General features: G+C 36.0%; 21 protein-coding genes. 12 read left to right on the top strand and 9 right to left on the bottom strand.

Features of this window, described 5'->3' with window-relative positions; all coding sequences use genetic code 11:
* Positions 1-22: 22 nt before the first annotated feature.
* Positions 23-1,189, bottom strand: a complete 1,167-nt coding sequence (fadA, locus tag KO527_RS19580; RefSeq protein WP_216041953.1) for an acetyl-CoA C-acyltransferase FadA — start codon at positions 1,187-1,189, stop codon at positions 23-25.
* 1 nt (position 1,190) lies between these two features.
* Positions 1,191-3,368 (bottom strand): fatty acid oxidation complex subunit alpha FadB, encoded by a 2,178-nt coding sequence (gene fadB / locus KO527_RS19575; RefSeq protein WP_216041952.1) that lies wholly within the window; start codon positions 3,366-3,368, stop codon positions 1,191-1,193.
* A 302-nt stretch (positions 3,369-3,670) separates the two neighbouring features.
* Between fadB and KO527_RS19570 the strand changes: the two genes are divergently transcribed.
* The 4 genes from KO527_RS19570 (at position 3,671) to KO527_RS19555 (ending at position 9,192) form a co-directional block, all read left to right on the top strand.
* On the top strand, positions 3,671-5,524 hold the full coding sequence (locus tag KO527_RS19570; RefSeq protein WP_354668645.1) for a transglycosylase SLT domain-containing protein: 1,854 nt from the start codon (positions 3,671-3,673) through the stop codon (positions 5,522-5,524).
* A gap of 81 nt (positions 5,525-5,605) precedes the next feature.
* Positions 5,606-6,928, top strand: coding sequence for a Xaa-Pro dipeptidase (pepQ, locus tag KO527_RS19565; protein ID WP_216041951.1), 1,323 nt, complete (start codon positions 5,606-5,608; stop codon positions 6,926-6,928).
* A 104-nt stretch (positions 6,929-7,032) separates the two neighbouring features.
* Positions 7,033-7,647, top strand: coding sequence for a YigZ family protein (locus KO527_RS19560; RefSeq protein WP_216041950.1), 615 nt, complete (start codon positions 7,033-7,035; stop codon positions 7,645-7,647).
* A 93-nt stretch (positions 7,648-7,740) separates the two neighbouring features.
* On the top strand, positions 7,741-9,192 hold the full coding sequence (locus KO527_RS19555) for a TrkH family potassium uptake protein (protein ID WP_042147661.1): 1,452 nt from the start codon (positions 7,741-7,743) through the stop codon (positions 9,190-9,192).
* A gap of 55 nt (positions 9,193-9,247) precedes the next feature.
* Here KO527_RS19555 and trkA read toward each other — a convergent pair whose 3' ends face one another.
* The 4 genes from trkA to def all read right to left on the bottom strand — a co-directional run bounded on the left by trkA (position 9,248) and on the right by def (position 13,501).
* Positions 9,248-10,624 carry a Trk system potassium transporter TrkA gene (gene trkA / locus KO527_RS19550; protein WP_042147657.1) on the bottom strand — a complete coding sequence of 459 codons (1,377 nt, stop codon included), beginning with the start codon at positions 10,622-10,624 and terminating at the stop codon, positions 9,248-9,250.
* 26 nt (positions 10,625-10,650) lie between these two features.
* Positions 10,651-11,940: a 16S rRNA (cytosine(967)-C(5))-methyltransferase RsmB gene (gene rsmB, locus KO527_RS19545; RefSeq protein WP_216041949.1), complete on the bottom strand. Its 1,290-nt coding sequence runs from the start codon at positions 11,938-11,940 to the stop codon at positions 10,651-10,653.
* On the bottom strand, positions 11,937-12,896 hold the full coding sequence (gene fmt / locus KO527_RS19540; protein ID WP_216041948.1) for a methionyl-tRNA formyltransferase: 960 nt from the start codon (positions 12,894-12,896) through the stop codon (positions 11,937-11,939). Before fmt ends, rsmB begins: the two co-directional genes overlap by 4 nt.
* An 83-nt stretch (positions 12,897-12,979) precedes the next feature.
* Positions 12,980-13,501, bottom strand: coding sequence for a peptide deformylase (gene def, locus KO527_RS19535; protein WP_216041947.1), 522 nt, complete (start codon positions 13,499-13,501; stop codon positions 12,980-12,982).
* Between the two features lie 124 nt (positions 13,502-13,625).
* On the opposite strand from def, the gene KO527_RS19530 reads away from it, so the two are divergent.
* The 6 genes from KO527_RS19530 to hemF all read left to right on the top strand — a co-directional run bounded on the left by KO527_RS19530 (position 13,626) and on the right by hemF (position 18,581).
* On the top strand, positions 13,626-14,747 hold the full coding sequence (locus tag KO527_RS19530; RefSeq protein ID WP_216041946.1) for a LysM domain-containing protein: 1,122 nt from the start codon (positions 13,626-13,628) through the stop codon (positions 14,745-14,747).
* A 25-nt stretch (positions 14,748-14,772) separates the two neighbouring features.
* Positions 14,773-15,864: a DNA-processing protein DprA gene (gene dprA / locus KO527_RS19525; protein WP_216041945.1), complete on the top strand. Its 1,092-nt coding sequence runs from the start codon at positions 14,773-14,775 to the stop codon at positions 15,862-15,864.
* A 1-nt stretch (position 15,865) separates the two neighbouring features.
* A complete protein-coding gene (locus KO527_RS19520; RefSeq protein ID WP_216041944.1) occupies positions 15,866-16,339 on the top strand; it encodes a DUF494 family protein in 474 nt (157 codons plus the stop codon).
* A gap of 165 nt (positions 16,340-16,504) precedes the next feature.
* Positions 16,505-17,071: a topoisomerase DNA-binding C4 zinc finger domain-containing protein gene (locus KO527_RS19515; RefSeq protein ID WP_216041943.1), complete on the top strand. Its 567-nt coding sequence runs from the start codon at positions 16,505-16,507 to the stop codon at positions 17,069-17,071.
* Positions 17,072-17,091: 20 nt separating this feature from the next.
* Positions 17,092-17,655: a Sua5/YciO/YrdC/YwlC family protein gene (locus KO527_RS19510; RefSeq protein WP_216041942.1), complete on the top strand. Its 564-nt coding sequence runs from the start codon at positions 17,092-17,094 to the stop codon at positions 17,653-17,655.
* Positions 17,656-17,666: 11 nt separating this feature from the next.
* Positions 17,667-18,581, top strand: a complete 915-nt coding sequence (gene hemF / locus KO527_RS19505) for an oxygen-dependent coproporphyrinogen oxidase (RefSeq protein ID WP_216041941.1) — start codon at positions 17,667-17,669, stop codon at positions 18,579-18,581.
* A gap of 54 nt (positions 18,582-18,635) precedes the next feature.
* Here the strand turns inward: hemF and KO527_RS19500 are convergent, their stop codons facing one another.
* Both KO527_RS19500 and KO527_RS19495 read right to left on the bottom strand, forming a co-directional pair.
* Complete coding sequence (locus KO527_RS19500) at positions 18,636-20,246, bottom strand: methyl-accepting chemotaxis protein (protein ID WP_216041940.1); 1,611 nt, start codon at positions 20,244-20,246, stop codon at positions 18,636-18,638.
* 71 nt (positions 20,247-20,317) lie between these two features.
* Positions 20,318-20,764: a group II truncated hemoglobin gene (locus KO527_RS19495; protein WP_216041939.1), complete on the bottom strand. Its 447-nt coding sequence runs from the start codon at positions 20,762-20,764 to the stop codon at positions 20,318-20,320.
* 40 nt (positions 20,765-20,804) lie between these two features.
* Between KO527_RS19495 and aroE the strand changes: the two genes are divergently transcribed.
* Positions 20,805-21,638, top strand: a complete 834-nt coding sequence (gene aroE / locus KO527_RS19490) for a shikimate dehydrogenase (protein WP_216041938.1) — start codon at positions 20,805-20,807, stop codon at positions 21,636-21,638.
* 3 nt (positions 21,639-21,641) lie between these two features.
* The gene (locus KO527_RS19485) at positions 21,642-21,869 is read left to right on the top strand and encodes a DUF1488 domain-containing protein (RefSeq protein WP_216041937.1); all 228 of its coding nucleotides are present in this window, start codon (positions 21,642-21,644) and stop codon (positions 21,867-21,869) included.
* A gap of 8 nt (positions 21,870-21,877) precedes the next feature.
* Here KO527_RS19485 and KO527_RS19480 read toward each other — a convergent pair whose 3' ends face one another.
* Entirely contained in the window at positions 21,878-22,411 is a 534-nt protein-coding gene (locus tag KO527_RS19480; RefSeq protein WP_216041936.1) for a gamma carbonic anhydrase family protein, read from the bottom strand.
* Between the last annotated feature and the right edge of the window lie 349 nt (positions 22,412-22,760).

Raw genomic sequence — 22,760 nt, 5'->3', positions numbered from 1 at the left:
ACCAAAATTTTAAAGTCTAAAATTATTCAACACGTTCAAATACAGTTGCTATGCCTTGGCCTAAACCAATACACATAGTTGCTAAACCATATTTAGCGTTGTTATCTTCCATTAAATGGATAAGCGAAGTACTGATACGAGTACCCGAACATCCTAATGGATGGCCGAGAGAAATAGCACCGCCATTTAAGTTAACTTTTTCATCAACAACATCAGTTAAACCTAAATCTTTAATAACAGGTAAAGACTGTGCAGCAAAAGCTTCATTTAGTTCTACTATACCCATATCTTCAATCGTTAAGCCTGCATCTTTTAATGCTTTTTTACTTGCTGGCACTGGTCCATAACCCATAATTGATGGATCACACCCTGCAACAGCCATCGATTTAACGCGTGCGCGAATTGGTAAACCTAATGCTTTCGCTTTTTCTTCAGACATCATTAACATAGCTGATGCGCCATCTGATAATGCAGAAGAAGAACCTGCTGTTACAGTACCATTGGCAGGATCAAATGCTGGACGTAATTGTGATAACCCTTCAACAGTTGTTTCAGGACGAATTACTTCATCGGTATCAATAGACACTAACGTGCCGTCAGCATCGTGACCTAATGTAGGTAAAATTTCACGTTTAAAACGGCCTTCAACTGTTGCTGCGTGAGCACGTTTATGTGAGCGTGCTGCAAATTCGTCTTGTTGTTGACGTGAAATACCGTGTAATTTACCTAAGTATTCAGCTGTTAATCCCATCATACCTGCTGCTTGTGCAACTGATTTAGATAGTTTTAAGTTAAAGTCTACACCGTGGTTCATTGGCACATGGCCCATATGCTCTACACCACCTACAATGTAAACATCACCAGCACCAGTCATGATGGCACGAGCGGCATCATGAATTGCTTGCATCGAAGAACCGCATAAACGGTTTACAGTTACTGCTGGTACCGAGTGAGGAATACCTGCAAGTAATGATGCATTACGAGCAATATTAAAACCTTGTTCTAATGTTTGTTGAACACAACCCCAATAGATATCATCTATTTCAGTTGGATCTAGTTGTGGATTTCTATCAACTAAACCTTTCATTAAATGTGCACTTAAGTCTTCAGCGCGGGTATGTTTAAAAATACCGTTTTTAGAACGACCCATAGGAGAGCGAATACAATCGACTATTACTGGAGTTTGCATGTTATACGCCCTCTACTTGATAAAATTTACGGCCTTGTTCAGCCCATTGACGTGTTAAATCTGATACTTGGTAAATTGCACCTAAATCAGCATATTTATCGGCAGTTGCTACAAAATTAGCTAAACCAACTTGATCTAAGTAACGGAATGCGCCGCCTCTGAATGGAGGGAAGCCGATACCGTAAATAAGTGCCATATCTGCTTCTTGCGGAGATGCAATAATATCTTCTTGTAAACAAAGTAAAACTTCATTTAGCATAGGGATCATACATCGGTCTATAATTTCTTGTTTAGAAAACTCTTTTTCTGAATCACAAATTGAGTTTAATAATTCAATTGCTGCTGGATCGTTTTTCTTTTGTGGACGGCCTTTTCTATCTGGTACATATTGATAGAAACCAGCTGAATTCTTTTGACCAAAACGATTATTGTTAGCAAATAATGCAACAGGGTCTTTTTCTTGAATTGCCATACGTTCAGGGAAACCAGCAGCCATAACACCCGTACAATGGTTTGCTGTATCTAGTCCAACAACATCTAGTAAATAACCAGGACCCATGGGCCAGCCAAATATATTTTCCATTACTTTATCAACTTTAGCGAAGTTAGCACCTTCAACAACAAGTTGGTTAAAACCAGCAAAGTAAGGAAATAAAACACGGTTTACGAAAAATCCTGGGCAGTCATTTACAACGATTGGCGACTTACCAAGTTTTAAAGCGTAATCAACAACGGCACCAATCGTTTCATCTGAAGTATCTTTACCACGAATGATTTCAACTAAAGGCATACGATGAACTGGGTTAAAGAAATGCATACCACAGAAGTTTTCAGGTTTTGTTAACGCGCTTGCTAATTCATCTATTTGAATCGTAGATGTATTTGACGTTAAAACAGTGCCTTCTGGCATATCTTGTTCTAGCTTAGCTAAAACAGCTTGTTTTACTTTAGGGTTTTCAACAACAGCTTCAACAACAATATTAGCTGTATTGAGGTCTGAATCGTTTAGCGTCGGTTTGATAGAAGATAGAGTTTTTACCATTTTATCTAATTTCATACGACCACGTTCTACTTGTTTACCAAGTAGTTTTGACGCTTCGCCCATGCCTAAATCTAATGCACTTTGTGCAATATCTTTCATGATAATTGGCGTGCCTTTATAGGCAGATTGATATGCAATACCACCACCCATAATACCTGCACCAACAACAGCTGCTTGTTTAATATCAGTTGTACTTGTTTTTGCTTGTTTGCGTGCTTTGTTCTTTAAGTATTGATCTGCTAAGAAAATACCTACTTGAGCGGCTGCTTCATCTGTTTTAGCCAGTGCTGCAAAATTAGCATTTTCAATTGCCATCGCTTCAGTACGTTCACTATTAGCAGCTGCTTTTAATGTTTTAATCGCCATTAATGGTGAAGGGTAATGGCCTTTCGTTTTACCAAAAACCATACCTTGGGCTGTCGCAAAACTCATACCCTGTTCTAGTTTATTCATAGCAAGTGGTGCTAGCTTTTGTGCACGCTTTGTTTGCCAATCTAACTTACCATCAATTGCTTGTTCTAGTACTTTAATGCTTGAGCTATATAATTTATCTTTTGCTACTACGCTATCAAGTGCACCAACAGCTAAAGCTGGTTTTGCTTTATGCTCTTTACCTGTGGTGATCCAAGTCATTGCGTTATCAGCGCCTATAATACGTGGTAAACGTACTGTGCCACCAAAGCCAGGCATAATGCCTAAACGTACTTCAGGTAAACCAATTTTTACATCATCACTGGCTACACGGTAATCTGTTGCTAAAACCCACTCACAACCTCCGCCTAGTGCCATACCATTTACTGCGCTTACTGTTGGAAAAGGTAAGTCTTCAAGTGCATCAAATACGTCAGTCGCATTTTTAATCCACTGAGTTAATTGTTCTTGTGGTAAATCAAAAGTAGGTAAAAATTCAAAAATATCAGCACCGATAATAAAGTGATCTTTATCACTGGTAAAAACCATGCCCTGAATATCATCACGTTTAGAAAGTTCAGCAAATGCAACACCACATTCTTGAAGTGTTTGTTGTGATAATTTATTGACAGAGCCTGGTACACAAAATTTAAATTCGGCAATTGATTTTTTTGTAATCGCGTCTTCGATGAAGGTAACTTCAAAGCTATCGCTTTTATATAACATTTTTATCTCCCTGGTTATTCTTCTAACTCAAACTGTAGTTAAGAAGTAAAATTAACTGGTACGATGAGTGTGGTTTTTATGCAGTTTCGCCTCTTTAAATAAAAATAGCAATAAATTTTCTCTGTTTCTTAACATTTGGTTAAAAACTACATGTTAAGGTCAGTTATTCAGCGCATTTTAAATTCTTTATTAAGATCGTTTGATAAAGTGCTAATTTAGTAGGGTTAGAGAATATTCATAAGGATTATTTTTTAGTGACGATTATTAAAAAACTTTTTATTTCAGCTGCGCTATTTTCTAGTATTTCACTTGCTAGTTTTTCAGCTGATGCAATTCCTGTAGAACATAAAGCTTTTATTTCAGCAGAAAAAGCGGCTTTATCGGGCAATAAAAAAAGATACCAAAAAGCTTTAGCTAATTTAGATCACCCATTAAAGCCTTATGTGAAAATGGCATATTTAAAAAAGTATCCTTATTTATCTAATGAAGCCGATATAGAATCTTTTTTAAATATTTATCAAGGGTCACCATTAGAGTGGCCTGTACGTAGAGCTTGGTTAAATAATTTAAAAAAGAGAAATAAAAAAGCGCTTTTTATTAAGTATTTTAAGCCAACAAGAAGTGCGGCTTTAACTTGTACAAATCTAAATTATCAATTGCAATTAGGTGCGCCTCAAAGCGCCATATTGCAACAAGTGACAGATTTATGGGTTGTTGGAAAATCTCAACCAAAAGAGTGTGATGCTTTATTTAAAAAGTGGCGTAAACAAGGTTATATGACGCAAGAGCGTATATGGCAAAGGCTGACGTTAGCTGCACAAAAAGGAAAGCATACTTTAATTCCTTATCTTAAATTACAACTTCCTAAAAATGAGCAATACCTAGCTGACTTGTATCATAAAATGCGAAAAGACCCATCAGCATCTGCGGGTTTATATCGGTTTAAAAATGCCAATCTAAAAGAAGCTGAAATTGCTATTTATGGTATTAAGCGCTTAATTTGGCGCGATGATGATTTAGCTTTGCGTGCTTGGCGAAAACTAGATGTGAAATTTAAATTCACTGAACAACAAAAGCAGGGGGTTTATTATACTTTTGCTTTGGCATTGGCATCTTCTAAGCATAAAGAAGCTAAGTTTTGGTTAAACAAAGTCGCCGTTGAAAAACACGATAAAAAGCTGATGCAATGGCAGTTGACTAATATGCTACAAAATAGTGATTGGCCTGGTATTATTGCGTACTTTACCGGTAAAGAAAATTTATCTAATGGTCAATACTATTGGTTAGCTTATTCGTACCAGCAGCAAGGCAAAAAGCAAAAAGCAGAATCTCTTTGGTCTGAAATTGCAAAGAAACGTAATTATTATGGTTTTATGGCAGCTGCAAGATTAAGTTTACCTGCGCAAATGCAATATCAAGAAACTGTAATCGCACCATTATTAATTGAAAAAGTATCTCAAGCGCCTGGTTTTATACGAGCAAAGGCGTTAGCTGAATTAAAACGTACCACTTCTTCTAGACGTGAATGGAATTATTTAATTAATACTTCCTCAAAAGAAGAAAAGTTAGCAGCTGCACAATTAGGCAGTCAATTAGACTGGCATGACCGTGTGATTTATACAATGGCGCAACTTAAAAAATTTCACCATTTAGATTTGCGCTTTCCTGAGGCTTTTGAAAGTTTATTTAAAAGGTATAGTCATAAAAGTAAAATAGATATCACATGGAGTTATGCTATTTCTCGAAGAGAAAGCTCTTTTGCGCCAGATGCAAATTCCCATGCGGGTGCTTTAGGTTTAATGCAAATATTACCAAGTACCGCTAAATATATTTCTAAGTCAAGTATTTCACGTAGAAAACTTTATGATCCAAAAACAAATATTAAGTTGGGGTCGCAATATTTAAGTTATTTAAAACGTAAGAATAATGGCAATGAGATTTTGGCAACGGCTTCTTATAATGCGGGTTATCATCGCGTGAAAAGATGGCTACCTAAAGATCCTATCGCCGTTGATTTATGGATAGAGTCTATTCCATATCGTGAAACCCGTGATTACGTGAAAAATGTATTTGCTTATAGGCAGGTTTACCACACAAGAATGGGTAAAACTGACAATTTATTTGATGATTTACTCACGATGAAAATTCAAAAATGATGCATGGTTTATCAATAATTATCATGTGTTAAACTGACAAAAATCGTTATTATTTTAATTTCACACATTTAGGAAAAAATAATGGATAAACTCGCTTCTTTATATGCTGAACATATTTCAACTTTACAGCAACGAACTAAAACGCTTTTAGAGCGAGAAGGACTTGAAGGTTTAGTTATTCATTCGGGTCAAGCAAAACGTCAATTTTTAGATGATATGAGCTATCCGTTTAAAGTTAACCCGCATTTTAAAGCTTGGTTACCGGTTGTAGATAATCCACATTGTTGGTTAGTACTAAATGGTACTGATAAACCAAAATTAATTTTTTATCGTCCAGTAGATTTTTGGCATAAAGTGCCAGATGAACCAAGTGATTACTGGGCTGAATATTTTGATATTCAATTATTGCAGGTACCAGATCAAGTCGAACAGTTATTACCTTATGATAAAGAAAAATATGCTTACTTAGGTGAATATGTAGAAGTTGCTAAAGCGTTAGGATTTAAAGAATTAAACCCTGAACCAGTACTAAATTATATTCACTATCATAGGGCATATAAAACAGCTTATGAACATGTATGTTTACGTGAAGCTAACCGTTTAGGTGTTAATGGTCATCAAGCAGCTAAAGATGCTTTTTTTGCTGGCGGTTCTGAGTTTGATATTCAAAATGCGTATTTATTAGCGACACGCCAAGGTGCGAATGAAGTACCTTACGATAATATCGTGGCATTAAATGAAAACTGTGCAATTTTACATTACACACATTTTGATCAGCTAGCTCCTAAAACGATACGTTCATTTTTAATTGATGCTGGAGCAAGTTTTAATGGTTATGCATCAGATATTACACGTACATATGATTTTAATAAATCAGGTCAATTTGCAGAACTGATCAGTGAATTAAATGCACAGCAATTACAAATGTGTGAGGGGTTAAAGCCGGGTGTTAAATATGGTGATTTGCATGTTGATTGTCATATGCGTATCGCAAAATTATTATCACAATTTAATATTGTCAATTTATCTGCTGAAGCCATCATTGAAAAAGGCATCACTAAAACTTTCTTCCCACATGGCTTAGGGCATCACTTAGGTTTACAAGTACATGATATGGGCGGTTTTATGGCTGATGAACGCGGTACACATCAAGCTGCTCCTGAAGGTCATCCTTTCTTACGTTGTACACGTACAATAGAAGTGAACCAAGTATTTACCATTGAACCAGGTTTATACTTTATTGACTCATTACTAGGAGACTTATCTAAAACAGATAATAACCAGTACATTAATTGGGATAAAGTAGCTGAGTTTAAGCCTTATGGCGGCATTAGAATTGAAGATAATATTATTGTTCATCGTGATCATAATGAAAATATGACTCGAGACTTAAAGTTAGTCTAGTTATTTTTGTAGGCGGTAATTTTTTATATGAGAAATTACCGCTTACTGCCTATTTACCAGAGTCGGCGCGGCTTTAGCCACGCTATAAATTATAGATTAAAGCCATGTCACAAGAATATAAAATCCCTTCTACATCTGTTTTTTATCAAGAAGATATCAAAAAAAGTAAATTTATTGTACATATCGCACACACGCCAGATTTAGAGTCAGCGAAAGCATTTATTAAGAGTATTGGTATTAAATATCCTGATGCAAGGCACAACTGTTGGGCACATGTTGCTGGTGAACCGAGTGGTAGTCATGTTTTTGGTTTTTCTGATGATGGTGAACCTAACGGTACCGCAGGCAAGCCTATGCTAAATGTGTTAATGGGGTCTGGATTAGGTGAAATTACAGCGGTGGTAACACGTTATTTTGGTGGCATTAAACTTGGTACGGGTGGTCTTGTTCGTGCATATGGTGGCAGCTTAAATAATGCCATGCTGGAATTGACAACCGAGACTAAAATTCCTGAAGCAATAATTTATGGTATTTCAGAGTATAGTCATCAAGGATTGATTGAAAATATATTAACGGCTTATACAGTTTTAGATATTGAAAAAACATTTACAGCTCAAATTGCTTGGCAAATAAAAATTGATAGCAGGGAAGTCGCGCGTGCTTTAGCTGAAGTATTTGAGAAAACAAATGCAAGAGTTGAATTTAAGTTAAAAGAATAATTTGTTAACTGTTATTTTTTAAGTCAATTTAAAGTAATCTATATGCATTAATTACTTCCGAATAAAATCGGTATGTAGGATAAATATTATCTAATGCAGTTTCGTACTATTATCAGAATCCTCGGGTTATTGGTTGCGCTTTTCAGTGTCACTATGATCCCTCCTGCACTTGTCTCTTTGATTTATAAAGATGGTGGTGGTTTTCCTTTTGTTCTTGCCTTTGTATTTAGTGTCATCATAGGTTTATTGACTTGGTATCCTAATAGAAGTGAAAAAGCAGATTTAAAAGCCCGAGAAGGGTTTTTGATTGTTGTTTTATTCTGGTTGGTATTAGGTGCGTTTGGTTCTCTACCTTTGATATTTCTTGAAGAGCCAAATTTATCTTTAGCTGATGCGGTATTTGAATCTTTTTCGGGTTTAACTACTACAGGCGCAACTGTTTTAACTGGCATAGAGTTCCTTCCTAAATCAGTATTGTTTTATCGTCAGCAATTACAGTGGTTAGGTGGTATGGGGATCATTGTATTAGCTGTTGCTGTTTTACCTATGTTAGGAGTTGGTGGCATGCAGCTTTATAGGGCTGAAACACCGGGTCCGGTGAAAGACTCTAAAATGACGCCGCGTATCGCTGATACGGCAAAACACCTTTGGTATATATATGTATCACTTACTTTAGCTTGTACTTTAGCTTATTGGAGTGCGGGAATGGGATGGTTTGATGCGATTTGTCATGCTTTTTCTACTATCGCAATTGGTGGTTTTTCTACTTATGATGCATCTATGGGTCACTTTAATAGCCCACTCATAAATATGATATGTGTGTTCTTTTTATTGATAGCCGCAGTGAACTTTTCATTACATTATGCGGTAGTCGCAAATCGAAACTTAAGAAGTTACATTAGAGATCCAGAATTGAAAGCATTCTTGTTTATTCAAGCTGCATTAGTTTTGGTTTGTTTTGCGGTGTTGTCTTCGCATAATATGTTTGAAAGTGGTGATGAAACATTAAATCAAGCGATATTTCAGGCTGTTTCAATTAGTACCACTGCGGGTTTTGCTACAGATAACTTTTCGGCCTGGCCTATATTTTTACCTATGTTATTAATATTTTCGAGCTTTATTGGTGGCTGTGCAGGTTCAACAGGGGGCGGTATGAAGGTTGTTCGCGTATTCCTATTATATTTACAAGGCATACGAGAATTAAACCGTCTGGTGCATCCTAGAGCGATATATTCAATAAAGCTTGGACGTAAAGCACTACCAGATAAAGTAGTTGAAGCGGTTTGGGGCTTCTTCTCAGCTTATGCTTTGGTATTTGTCATTATCATGTTGATGTTAATGGGCACGGGCATGGATAATATCACTGCGTTTTCAGCGACTGCAGCCTGTTTAAATAACTTAGGCCCAGGATTAGGTGATGTTGCTTCCCACTTTGGTGATATTACAGATACCGCAAAGTGGATTTTAACCATAGCGATGGTATTTGGTCGTTTAGAGATATTTACCCTATTGGTACTGTTTACCCCTACATTTTGGCGGGGATAAAAACAAAAAAGCGCGATTAAATTGCGCTTTTTTATTATGTGCTACATATAAATAGTTACATAAATATAGCGCTTACTTGGAATAGTTTTTCTACCACATAGATATGCTTTTTATCGATCAAGAACATGATCACGTGATCACCTGATTCAATCACAGTACTATCATGGGCAATGAGTACATCATCATTTCTGACAATTGCACCTATGGTTGTACCTGCAGGTAACTTGATATCTCTAATTGCTTTACCTACTACTTTAGAAGTGTTTTTATCACCATGGGCAACTGCTTCTATAGCTTCAGCTGCACCTTTACGCAATGAATAAACATTGACGATATCGCCACGGCGTACATGAGTAAGCAGCGCTGATATAGTGGCTTGTTGCGGAGAAATGGCAATATCAATTTCGCCACTTTGTACTAAATCAACATAGGCACTACGTTGAATTAGTACCATAGTTTTTTGTGCGCCCATACGTTTTGCTAGCATAGCAGCCATGATGTTAGCTTCATCATCATTGGTTACCGCAATAAATACATCAACCTGCTCTATATGTTCTTCAGATAGTAATTCCTGATCGGATGCATCACCACAAAATACAATTGTTTTATCCAATTGCTCAGACAATTGTGCAGCACGTGCTGGATTACGTTCAATCAATTTAACTGTGTGGTTTTTCTCTAAAGAACGGGCTAAACCCGCACCTATATTACCACCACCAACAATCATTATTTTTTTATAAGATTGTTCAAGTTTTTGCAGTTCACTCATTACTGCGCGTATATGTTTAGTTGCAGCAATAAAAAATATTTCATCATCGGCTTCAATGACTGTGGTACCTAAAGGTTTTATTGGTCTGCCTTGACGGTAAATAGCTGCTACACGGGTTTCAACATTTGGAATGTGCTCTTTTAATGTCGAAAGCGCATAACCAACTAATAAGCCACCGTAGTAAGCTTTTACTGCGACTAAAGATAACTTACCTTCAGCAAACTGTAAAACTTGTAAAGCGCCTGGATAATCAATTAAACGACGTATGTATTTAGTAACTAGCTGCTCAGGTGCGATATAGTGATCTACAGGTAAATCATGGTTATGAAATAACTTTTCTTTATAACGTAAATATTGCTCTGAACGAATACGGGCAATTTTTGTTGGCGTATTAAAGATACTATAGGCTATTTGACAGGCGATCATGTTTACTTCATCGGAACTGGTTACCGCAATGATCATATCTGCGTCTTCAGCTCCGGCTTGGCGTAAAATATCAGGGTGGGCGCTATGTCCAGTTACAACTTGTAAGTCGTATTTATCTTGAAGTTGGTGAAGTTTATCACCGTTAATATCTATAACTGTGATTTCGTTTTTTTCACCAACCAGATTTTCAGCTAAAGTGCCGCCAACCTGACCCGCGCCTAAAATGATAATTTTCATGATCTACCAAATATTTATTATTTTTATTAAGAGTGCTTTTTAGTTAACTTTGCATAATAAAAACCATCAGTAAGATCTGGCAGTAACTGCCATCCTGGAGTGGTTAAAGTATCATCAGAGTTTATTGCAATATGTTCTGCATCAGTTTGTTGTTCAAGGAAATTCAAAATTTGATTTTTGTTTTCTTGAGGTAAAACTGAACAGGTAGCGTACAGCAAAGTACCACCTGGTTTTAATAAAGGCCATATTTCTTGCAAAATTTGCCCTTGTAATTTAGCTAGCTTTTCAATGTCATCTGATCTGCGTAACCATTTGATATCTGGGTGGCGACGTATTACACCTGTCGCTGAACATGGCACATCTAATAAAATGCGGTCAAATTGTTTACCATCAAACCAATCATCTGGTTTTGATGCATCTGCACAGGTTAATTTTGCTTCTAAACCAATGCGGGTTAAGTTTTCTTGTACACGTTCTAATCTTTTAGCGTCAGCATCTAAAGCTAATACTTCTACTTTTGCAAGCTCTAATAAATGACATGTTTTACCGCCTGGTGCTGCACATGCATCAAGTATATAGTCACCATCTTGTGGATCTAATAATCTTGCTGCGATTTGCGCTGCACCATCTTGTACTGAGCTGCCGCCAGTTTCAAACTCAGGCAAGCTAAATACATCACATGGTTTATCTAATAAAATAGCATCATCAAAACCATCTTGTAATTTATGCGCTATATTTTCTTGATTTAGCTTTTCACTGTACTGCGCAGTACCATGTTGTGCTTGATTTACACGTAACCACATTGGAGCTTGTAGTTGGTTCGCTTCTAAAATTTGCTGCCATTTTTCAGGGTAAGCAGCTTTAACTTGATTGATAAACCAGCCTGGGTGGTTATAACGACATGCGTTAATCTCATCAGCTTGGGCTTCTAATTCTGATTGTTTTCGTTGAAAATTACGTAAAACGGCATTGATTAAACCTTTTAAGCCAGTTGCATTTAAAGTTGTTAATGCATTTACGGTTTCAGCAACTGCTGCATGTGGTGGTGTACGCATATGTTGTAATTGATATATGCCAACATAAAGTAAAAATTCAAATACTTTTTGTTTACCTTTTAATGGCTTGCTTAATAATTTAGAGCAGTAAAACTCTAAGCTTGAATAGTGACGCAATACGCCATAACAAAGTTGCTGTAATAAAGCTTTGTCTTTAACGGCAACTTTGGTGCTAGCAGCAGGTAAAGCTTGATTAAGAGATTGCTTTTCTATGATAACTTGATAAATAACTTCAGCTGCTAAAGCTCTTACATCGCTCATTCGTTTTCACCTTTGTTACCAATAACACTATTAATTTCGACCCAATCAGCCCGACCATTTAAAAAATCTTGTGCAGACATAGGTTTTTTACCTTGAGGTTGTAGTTGTTCTATTTTAATCGCATTTTTACCAGTTGCTATGGTGATGCCTGTTTTATCACTTGCTAAAACTGTGCCTGGCTCACCTGTTAACTCGACAACTTTCGCTTGATAAATTTTAACGGTATTACCTGACATTTGGGTGAAACATACCGGCCAAGGATTAAATGAGCGAATATTTCGCTCTATTTGTTCTGCATCCATAGACCAGTCTATATCAGCTTCTTGTTTAGATAGCTTGTGAGCGTAATTAGCTTTTGCTTCATCTTGAACAACAGCTTTAGCCGTGCCGCTTGCAATTTCTGCTAGTGTTTCTATTAACGCTTTAGGGCCTAATTGGGCTAATTTTGTATAAAGAGAGGCACTCGTTTCATCTTGGTTGATATCGCAAGTGGTAATATTGAGCATATCTCCAGTATCTAAACCTAAATCCATTTGCATTATCGTGACGCCAGATTCTTTATCGCCTGCCCATATTGCTCTTTGAATAGGCGCAGCACCGCGCCAGCGAGGCAATATAGAGCCATGAACATTGATACAGCCTAAGCGAGGTGTATCTAAAATGGTTTGCGGTAAAATTAACCCATAAGCAACAACAACCATAATATCAGCGTTTAAATCGGCTAATATTTGCTGTTCACTTTCAACTTTTAATGATTCAGGTTGATAAACATCAATATTATTTTCAACAGCAAGTTGCTTAACTTCACTTGCTTTTAGTTTTTTACCACGTCCAGCAGGGCGATCTGGTTGGCTATATACAGCAATAACTTGATGCTGAGAATCTATAAGAGCTTGAAGGTGGCGAGCTGCAAAATCAGGCGTGCCCGCAAAAACAATGCGTAAAGGTTGTGTCACTAAAATTTCCTTTGGTTATAAAAATGCAAAGCATCATTATATAAGGCCACTGTGTGGCCGTTAAAATAGAGTCGCTATTTTTTCTAGCTTTGAGCTGCTTCTTTAGCGGCTAGCTTAGCTTCTTTTTCTAATTTTTTACGAATGCGTTGACGCTTGAGTGGTGATAAATAATCAATAAACAGTTTACCAACTAAATGATCTAATTCGTGTTGAATGCATATCGCTAATAGCTCATCTGCATCCATTTCAAATTCTGCACCTTGTGCATCTAATGCTTTAACAGTCACAAATTCAGCTCTGTCTACTTTTGCATGAGCTTCGGGTACTGATAAACAGCCTTCTTCGCTGATTGTGCTACCTGATTGTTTAATTATTTCAGGATTAATCAAAACGATTCTTTCATCTCGCTCTTCAGAAACATCCATTACAACTATGCGCTGGTGGATATTAACTTGAGTAGCAGCTAAACCAACACCGTTTTCTTCGTACATAGTGTCAAACATGTCATCAACAATCTTTCTTATTGAATCATCGACTTGTGTTACTTTTTTTGCGATAGTGCGTAGACGTTCATCAGGGAAACGTAATACTTCTAAAATTGCCATATTTACCTTTTAAAGCTGTGCTTAAAACTCTAGATTATGCTAATGTTTGTATTTTAGCCATTCGTGTTCATTTTTTACAGGTTTAGGTCAATAATAATAAAAGAAAAGACCAAAGGAAGCTTTTATGATTAAAAAAATTGCCGCTATAGCGCTTTCATTGTCGATGGCTTTTCCAGCTATCGCAGATATTTTGAAAGTTAAAAATAATGCGCCTGAGCAGTATGTAGTTAAAAAAGGCGATACGCTTTGGGATATTTCTGCCATTTATTTAGAGCAACCTTGGTTGTGGCCTAAACTATGGCGATTTAATCCTCAAATTGATAATCCGCATTTAATTTATCCAGGCGATACACTTTCATTGGTTTATGATGCTGATGGTCAGCCTATGCTTGTAATGAATCAAAAATATAAAAAATTATCTCCTCATGGCCGTAAAACCATGAAAAAAGATGGTGCTATTCCTACTTTACCTCTTGAGCTTATTCGACCTTATTTAACCTATGAACAAGCTATGGATGAAGAAACCATGGCAACAAAACCCTATGTTTTAGGTGGAAATACCAGTGCTAAAAATTTAGTTTCTGGCCATATTTTATATGTAAAAGGTAATTTAGAACGTAGTAAGTATTATGGTATTTATCGTAAAGGTGAAGCTTATATCGATCCAGAGACGGGTGAGCCTTTAGCACACGAAGCTATTTTAGTGGGCACTGCTCGCGCGTTTAGAAATGGCGATATTGATAATGGTGTGCCGGCATCTGTTCGTGTGAAAAATTCTAAGCGTGAAATTCATGCGGGTGACTTTTTAATGCCTGCAATGGAAGGTCAATCGTTACCTGCTTTCTTTAATTTAACTAAACCAGAGAAAGAAGTGGATGGTTCTATTATCGCTTCAACAACTAAATTAAGAGAGTTTAGTAAGTTAGATGTCGTTGTTATTGACATTGGCACTGATGATGAAATAAAACCGGGGCATATTTTTGATATTCGTCGTCAATCACCTACAGTTGTAGATGGCAGTGATGGTCCTAAGTATTTGGAAGATTCATCTCGATTTTCAAAAATAGCAGCTTCTGCGGCTGAATTATTTGGTAGCGAAGCGAATGCCGATAGCACTGTTTGGAAAATGCCAAAAGAAAAAGTTGGTGAGTTAATGGTATTTAAGGTTTATAACAATTTAAGTTACGCCTTAGTCACTGGTACGTTACAGCCTATCAGAGTAGGAGATGCTGTTAGCGTAGAGTAATAGTGACAGGCTCTAGGGAGAGAGCATGGAAAATATTAAAAAAAGCGAGCTTGGGAATTGGCTCGCTTTTTATTTATGTAAAGGGCTGGGAGTTGGGACTTTAATTCGTTTACAAGACAAGTTACAATTATCTCAGCTAACCTCAAAATCATATAACCAACTATTAGAGCTTGGTTTAACCGCAAAAATATCAACAAACCTCATAAATACTGATTGGTCTTATATCAATCAAATAATCAATTCTATTGTAGTGCAAAAAATTGAAGTGCTTTGTTATTTTGATGCTCACTATCCTGAATCATTAAAGCAAATATCCAGTCCACCGTTATTATTATTTTGTAAAGGTCAACTCGACCTATTATCGAGCCCACAAATAGCTATGGTAGGAAGTCGCAGTGCCACACCTAACGGATTAACAATTGCATCGCAACTAGCTTATGATTTAGTTGAAACTGGTTTTACTGTTACTTCTGGTTTGGCTTTAGGAATTGATGGTGCAGCACATAAAGGCGCTTTAGCATCAAAAGGACGTACTATAGCGGTGTTAGGTACAGGTATTGATGTGGTTTATCCCAAAAGGCATGGTTTTTTATTTGAGCAAATACAAAATTCAGGATTATTAGTAAGCGAATTTTTACCTGGAAGCAAACCACAAGCAAGTAACTTTCCAAGAAGAAATCGCATTATTTCAGGATTATCTTTAGGTGTTGTGGTGGTTGAAGCTGAAATAAAAAGTGGTTCATTGATCACAACTAAATATGCTTTGGAGCAAAATAGGGAAGTATTTGCTGTGCCAGGCTCCATACACAGCTCATTATCTCAAGGGTGCCATTTTTTGATTAAGCAGGGGGCTAAATTAATTGAAAATGTGGACGATATATTAGAAGAGGTGAGCATTTTTCCAAAAAGTTGTCTATATACTAATAGAGAGCAAGAAAAAATTAAGGAAGATGATCCAATTTTAGAGCAGCTTGGATTTGAGGTGACTCCGGTTGATGTTATTGCACAGAGGGTTCAGTTACCAATAGAACAAATATTACCTCGTTTATTAGATCTTGAATTAGAAGATAAAATAGCGCGTGTTATAGACGGCTACATTAAACTAAGGAGATGTTAAAATGTTCGATATCCTTATGTATTTATTTGAAAATTATATTCATAGTGAATCAGCCATATTTGTTGAAGAGAATGAATTGACTGAAGAGCTTAAACGAGCTGGGTTTCATAGTTCAGAAATATATAAAGCGCTTGATTGGTTGGAGCAGTTGGCTGACTTGCAAAATAGCGATGAATTTCCATATTTAAATCGCTCACCATCACATTCAACACGAATTTTTACAGATTCAGAATGTGATAAATTAGATATTACTTGTAGAAGTTTTTTAATGTTTCTAGAGCAAGTTTCACTTATTAACCCCATTACACGAGAAATGGTGATAGATCGCATTTTTGACTTAGATAAAGAAGTTATTAGTTTAGATGATTTAAAGTGGGTTGTATTAATGGTGTTATTTAATGTACCAGGTCAAGAAGGGGCATATGCTCAGATGGAAGATTTGATTTTTGATGAGCGAAGAGGGCAAGTACATTAAGAGTACTTGGTTTGCTATTTTTAAACTTTAAATAACGATTTATGTTTTTTAATATAAACAAAAGATGAAATAGACTGTTTTATAAATAATACCCTGATAGTTTCAGGGTATTTTTTTGCCTTGTTAGGTATAATCCTTATATTAATTATCTTTGCAGGCATTGTTATGACAAAAATAGACAATGATCTTTTTAGCGCACATGAACATGCTCTAGAAAAAGAGTTTGGTGTATGCCCTGAGTGTGGATCTGAACTTGTTATTCGTCATAGTAAAAGTGGGCCATTTGTTGGCTGTGCTAGTTATCCTAATTGTGAATATACTAAGTCTTTGATTGAACATGATGTTGAGCAAGTCAAAGTACTAGATGGTTCTCATTGTCCTTTATGTAGTGAAGTGCTAGCAGTTAAAAATGGTCGTTATGGTATGTTTATAGGGTGTACAGGTTTTCCTGATTGTCACTATATAGCGCATGATAACGATGATTCCGTTGAAGATAAATTACCTCAATGTCCAAAATGTAGTGCAGGACAATTAGTAAAGCGCAGTAATAAATCAGGACGCACTTTTTATTCTTGTAATGCTTACCCTGATTGTAACTATATATTAAATCAATTACCTATAGATCAAGCTTGTCCGCAATGTGGATGGTCGGTTTTAATTGAAAAATCGACGGCGTCAGGTAAAAAATTACAGTGTCCACAAAAATCATGTGGTTATAAACAAAAAGATTAATTTTAAGAGTTAAGAAAATAGTGACTGAATTAAATAATGAATTGAATGTAATAACAGCTTTAAAACAAGGTTCTGTTATTTTTTATCCAACAGAAGCTGTATTTGGTTTAGGTTGTGATCCAGATAATGAACAAGCTGTTATGGATTTATTGGCGATTAAACAACGCTCAGTTGAGAAAGGTCTTATTTTAATTGCGGATAATTATAGCCAGTTACTACCATATATTGATGATAGTAAAATTCCAATGGATAAAAGACCTGAAATATTTTCGTCTTGGCCTGGTGCCGTTACTTGGATTTTACCTGCTTCAGATAAAGCACCAAAATGGATTACCGGAAAATTTGATAGCATAGCAGTTAGAGTAACAAACCATGCAGATGTAAAAGCTGTATGTTCAGAGTTTGGTAAACCTTTAGTTTCAACAAGTGCAAATCTAGCCGGTTGCGATCCAGTAAAAGGTATCGAAGAAGCTAAACAGGTTTTTAACGATAGAAACCTATTTTATGTACAAGGTGAATTAGGTCGAGGTAATAAACCTAGTCAAATAAAAGATGCTATAACTGGTGCGGTCATCAGAAGTTAATCGAGGAAGATATGCAGAACGTTAGTTTAGAAAAAGTTAAAGAGTATTTCTTAGGTTTACAAGATCGTATATGCCAAGGTTTAGAGCAAGCTGATGGCGAAGCCGCATTTGTTGAAGATGCTTGGCAAAGAGAGCAAGGCGGTGGTGGCAGAACGCGTGTCGTTACAAATGGTGCTGTTATTGAACAGGGAGGGGTTAATTACTCTTATGTTTATGGTGATTCTATGCCAGCATCTGCGACAGCACATAGACCTGAACTTGCTGGACGTAGTTTTCATGCTTGTGGTGTATCTCTTGTTATACATCCGAAAAATCCACATATTCCAACCAGTCACGCGAATGTGAGATTTTTCATCGCTGAAAAAGAAGGCGAAGCACCTATTTGGTGGTTTGGTGGTGGGTTTGACTTAACACCTTTTTACCCTCAAATGGAAGATGTAGTGCATTGGCATACGGTCGCTAAAAATGCCTGTGATCCATTTGGTGAATCAGTTTATCCTGAATATAAAAAATGGTGTGACGAATACTTTTATTTAAAACATAGAGATGAAACGCGCGGTGTGGGTGGTTTATTTTTTGATGATTTAAATAAAATGGGATTTGAGAAAAGTTTTGAATTTATGCAATCTGTAGGTGATTCATTCTTAGATGCCTATGTGCCAATTATTGAAAAAAGAAAAGATACACCTTTCACTGAGCAACAAAGAGACTTCCAGCTATACCGCCGTGGTCGCTATGTAGAATTTAACTTAGTTTGGGACCGTGGTACTTTGTTTGGTTTGCAAACTGGTGGGCGTACTGAGTCTATTTTGATGTCTATGCCGCCATTAGCACGTTGGGAATATAACTATTCCCCTGAGGCTGATTCTTTAGAAGCAAAACTTTATAGTGATTACTTAAAACCAAGAGATTGGCTAGCCGAGTAATCTAAAATAGTGATTCATATTAAAGCCAGTTAATAAACTGGCTTTAATAAAATATTATTTCGTTAACTTAAAAGCTTTTACCTGTTCATCTAAGTTTTTAGCTAAACAAAGTAGTTCTTCACTGGTTTGTTTGCTGTCATTGGCATCAATTAAAGATGTATCCGCGTTATCGCTTATTGCAACAACACTTTGATTGATTTCTTCAGCGGCTAAATTTTGTTGTTCTGTGGCATCTGCTATTTGTACATTGAGCTGATTAATTTCTTGCATCTGTTCTGATATATCTTTTAAAGAAAGCGCCACTTTTTGTACTTGTAACGCACGTTGATCTGCTTCTTCACAAGATTCGCTCATTGCATCAACTGTTCGTTTCGCTTCTTGCTGTAATTTATCTATAGTGCGTTTTATTTCATCGGTTGAATCATGAGTTCTATTTGCTAAGGTTCTTACTTCATCAGCTACAACTGCGAATCCTCTGCCAGCTTCGCCTGCTCGAGCAGCTTCAATCGCTGCATTTAAAGCAAGTAAGTTAGTTTGCTCAGCAATGCTGCTTATGACTTCTAATACCTTACCTACTTCTAGTGTTTGATTTTGTAATTGTCCGACTTGTCCTGCTGCAGATCTTACATCTGTAGCCAGTTGATTTATGCTGGTTTCTGTTTGTGTTGCAATTGCCATGCTTGCCTCAGCCATTTTGTTGCTATTATCTGACTTATCAGACGCAAAATGAGAGGTGTTTTTAACTTCAGCTGATGAAGCTTCTAGTTCATTGATAGCTGCTGCGACAGATTCAGTGCCTTGCTTTTGTTTTAAAATAGCTTGTTCAGTGGTATCAGCAGAAGAATATATTTGCTCCGCTGAATCGATCAATATTTTAGATGTTTTGGATACTTGCGTGATATTTTTCTTAAAACTAGTTAGCATTATATTAAAGTTTTTGGCTAAACGACCTAGTTCATCATTGGTATCATCTTTAATGATAAGTGTTAAGTCATTATTTTGTGCCGCTAAACGCATGGTTTTGCCTAAGGTTTTAAGTCTTTTTATAAATAGCTTTCTAAATAAGTAACCTAGTACTACAAATGCGACAATAAAAATACAGCTTAGCATTGCAACACTAAACCAAGTGTTTTTATTAATTGCTTGATCTATTTTATTTAATGAATAGCTTATTTTGACTGCACCTAATACATCTCCATTTTGTGCCTGATGGCAGCCTAAGCAATCAGTTCCTTTATAATCATTACTAGCTACGATAGGTTTTAGGTAAGTGATAATACGTTGCTTACCATTTTCTTTGATAAATAAGCTTTCATTACCTTGTAAACTCGCTAATTCAGCTGGGGATTGAGCGCTTTCGTGGTCATTGCCTTTGCCATATAATTTATTCACTTTCTCAGAACGAATGATTTTAGCTTCGGTAATGTTTTTTTGACTTAATATTTTATTGGCTAAAATATCTCTATTTGCCATAGTGCCAGTAAGCATTAGGGTATTAATTGAATCAAAATAATTATCAGCTAGTAGTTTGATATTTGATTCTATGGTTTGCTCGGCTAGTTTTTGCTGTTGGTTAGTGCCATTTATAATACTAGCGAATAAAACAAAAATACCTGTTAGAGCAAGGAGAATATAAATTTTGTTTTGAATAGAGAGTGAACGCATAAATTTTATCCTGAGCATAAGGAAAAATATAATGCGCTAATACTGGCTGATTGATATTGATCTAGATTAAATTATTCATGGTTAATCATGTGAGTTGCTAATTGTAAAAAAGACTTTTTTAAATTTTGACGAAGTAAAGGGTTATCTATTTCAATATCGAGCGCTTTATTCATACAGTAAATCCACTGATTTCTTAACTCTTCATCTATTAAAAAAGGTAAGTGCCTTTTTCGTAACATAGGGTGGCCATATTTTTCTGTAAATAAATCAGGACCTCCTAGCCAGCCAGATAAAAACTCAAAAAATACAAAGCGAATGCGATCTAAAGGTTGCGGGTGCAACTCTAATAAAGGGCGTGCGTATTCATCTTGCTCCATTATATCGTAAAAGCGTTTTGATAAGTTATGCGCACCAGCTTCACCACCAATAATCTCATAAGGTGTTTTTTCAACTGAAGGTTTTTCAGGGGGCTTGTTTTGTTTCTGTTCTTTAGTGAAAATACGTTTTATAAGGTTCATCTGTTAAGTTAACTCCAAAACTACGATAAAAAGGATTGAAATGGATTCATATGCTGTATTTGGTAACCCAATAAAACATTCAAAGTCGCCGACAATTCATCAAATGTTTGCATTATCTGTCGGACATCAGCTTGATTACCGCGCGATTCTAGCACCTAGAGATAGCTTTATCGATTCATTGGATGAGTTTTTTAAAGGTGAGGGCCTTGGTGCAAATATCACCTTACCTTTTAAAGAAGAAGCTTTTCAATATGCAGATAGCCTGACTTTAAGAGCTAAGCTTGCTGGTGCTGTAAATACTTTAAAGAAATGTGATGATGGCAGTATTTTAGGTGATAATACAGATGGTGCAGGTTTAGTTGCTGATTTATTGAGAAATAAGGTCGCTATAAAAAATAAAAACATACTATTAATTGGTGCTGGTGGTGCTGCAAGAGGTGTTATTTTACCTTTGTTAGAACAAGAACCTAGATCACTTGTTATCGTTAATAGAACAGTTGAGAAAGCACAGTTATTAGTAAAAACATTTCAAGAATATGCATTAGAAAAAAACATTACTATTTCTGCATCAAGTTTTGATTCCTTACCAAAAGATGAATATCAGTTAATTATTAACTCAACTTCTACTAGCGTAACAGGTGATTTACCGGCTTTAGATGTAATGCATACCCAGTTTTGTGAATCCGCATATGATATGTTTTATGAAAAAAATGTAACCTCATTCTTAAGTTGGGTTAAAGCCAACAACAAAAAAGTGAAAATCATTGATGGTATTGGTATGTTAGTTGGTCAAGCAGCTGAAAGTTTTAATTTATGGCGCAATGCTAAACCGAATGTAGAAGATGTTTTAATTAAATTGAAAAGTGACTTATAAACTATGAATCAAGCGATACAATTTGTCGATCGATATACTTATATAGCAGATCGAAAAGCGATACAGTTTGAAGCGATTGTCTCAGGGCTAATTGTTTATTGTTTTATTAAACATGATGGTGAACATGTAGAAGAGTATTTAAATCACAATAGGTTTGATTTAGAAGATCAAGCAACCGAGCTCATAGAGAATGAAGAATATAATGAACTCGGTGAAATTTGGTTAAAATAATTGATGTATTATAAATCTGCTAAATATTCATCTTTCAATAATACATAATTATCTGCAGAGATCTTTAAAAAAGCACGCTCTTGTTCAGTTAAAGGGCGAGCTTGCTTAATAGGGCTACCAACATATAAATAACCAGATTCTAATTTTTTGTTTGGGGGCACTAAAGAGCCTCCACCTATTATCACATCATCTTCAACAATAGCGTTATCCATTATAATAGCGCCCATGCCAACTAAGATTCTGTTTCCCAACTTGCAGCCATGTAGCATAGCTTTATGACCAACAGTGACATCATCACCAATAATAAGCGGGTATCCATCGGGCACTAATTCAGATTTTCTAGTAACATGTAAAACAGAACCATCTTGAATATTGGTTCTTTCACCAATTTGAATGTAATTAACATCACCTCGGGCTGCCACTAAAGGCCAAATGCTAGAATCTTTACCTAGATATAATTGACCCACAATAACGGCTGAATCATCTACGTATGTATTAATACCAATTTTTGGTTGAATACCTTTATAAGCACGAATTGTCATTTTTATTCCTAATTCAAAAATACATATTACTTAAGACTAATACCTATTATATGATTTATAAAAATTTGTGAAACAATAAGTTTAAGCCTAGATTTTGATAGCTGCAGCCTGTTTATTGAGCTATTAGGTTGGGGTTTATACAAATATAAATTTAAACCGTTTTATTTTAATAAAACACTTGCGCAATTTTGTGATTTGCCTATACTGCGCCTCCACCAACACAGACGGCAAGCAACATACTTTAAGGTAAGAGTTTAAAGGAATGTAGCGATAACGAATAGGTTGGTCAGTCAAATTAAAACTTGAATTTAAACTTCTTATAAAGAAACTTAAAATTAAGTGTTGACTC

It is taken from the genome of Pseudoalteromonas sp. C2R02 (assembly GCF_018860845.1).
Classification (GTDB): Bacteria; Pseudomonadota; Gammaproteobacteria; order Enterobacterales; family Alteromonadaceae; genus Pseudoalteromonas.
Note: the sequence above shows the minus strand (reverse complement) of the source record. Positions and strands in the feature narration are given on the sequence as shown.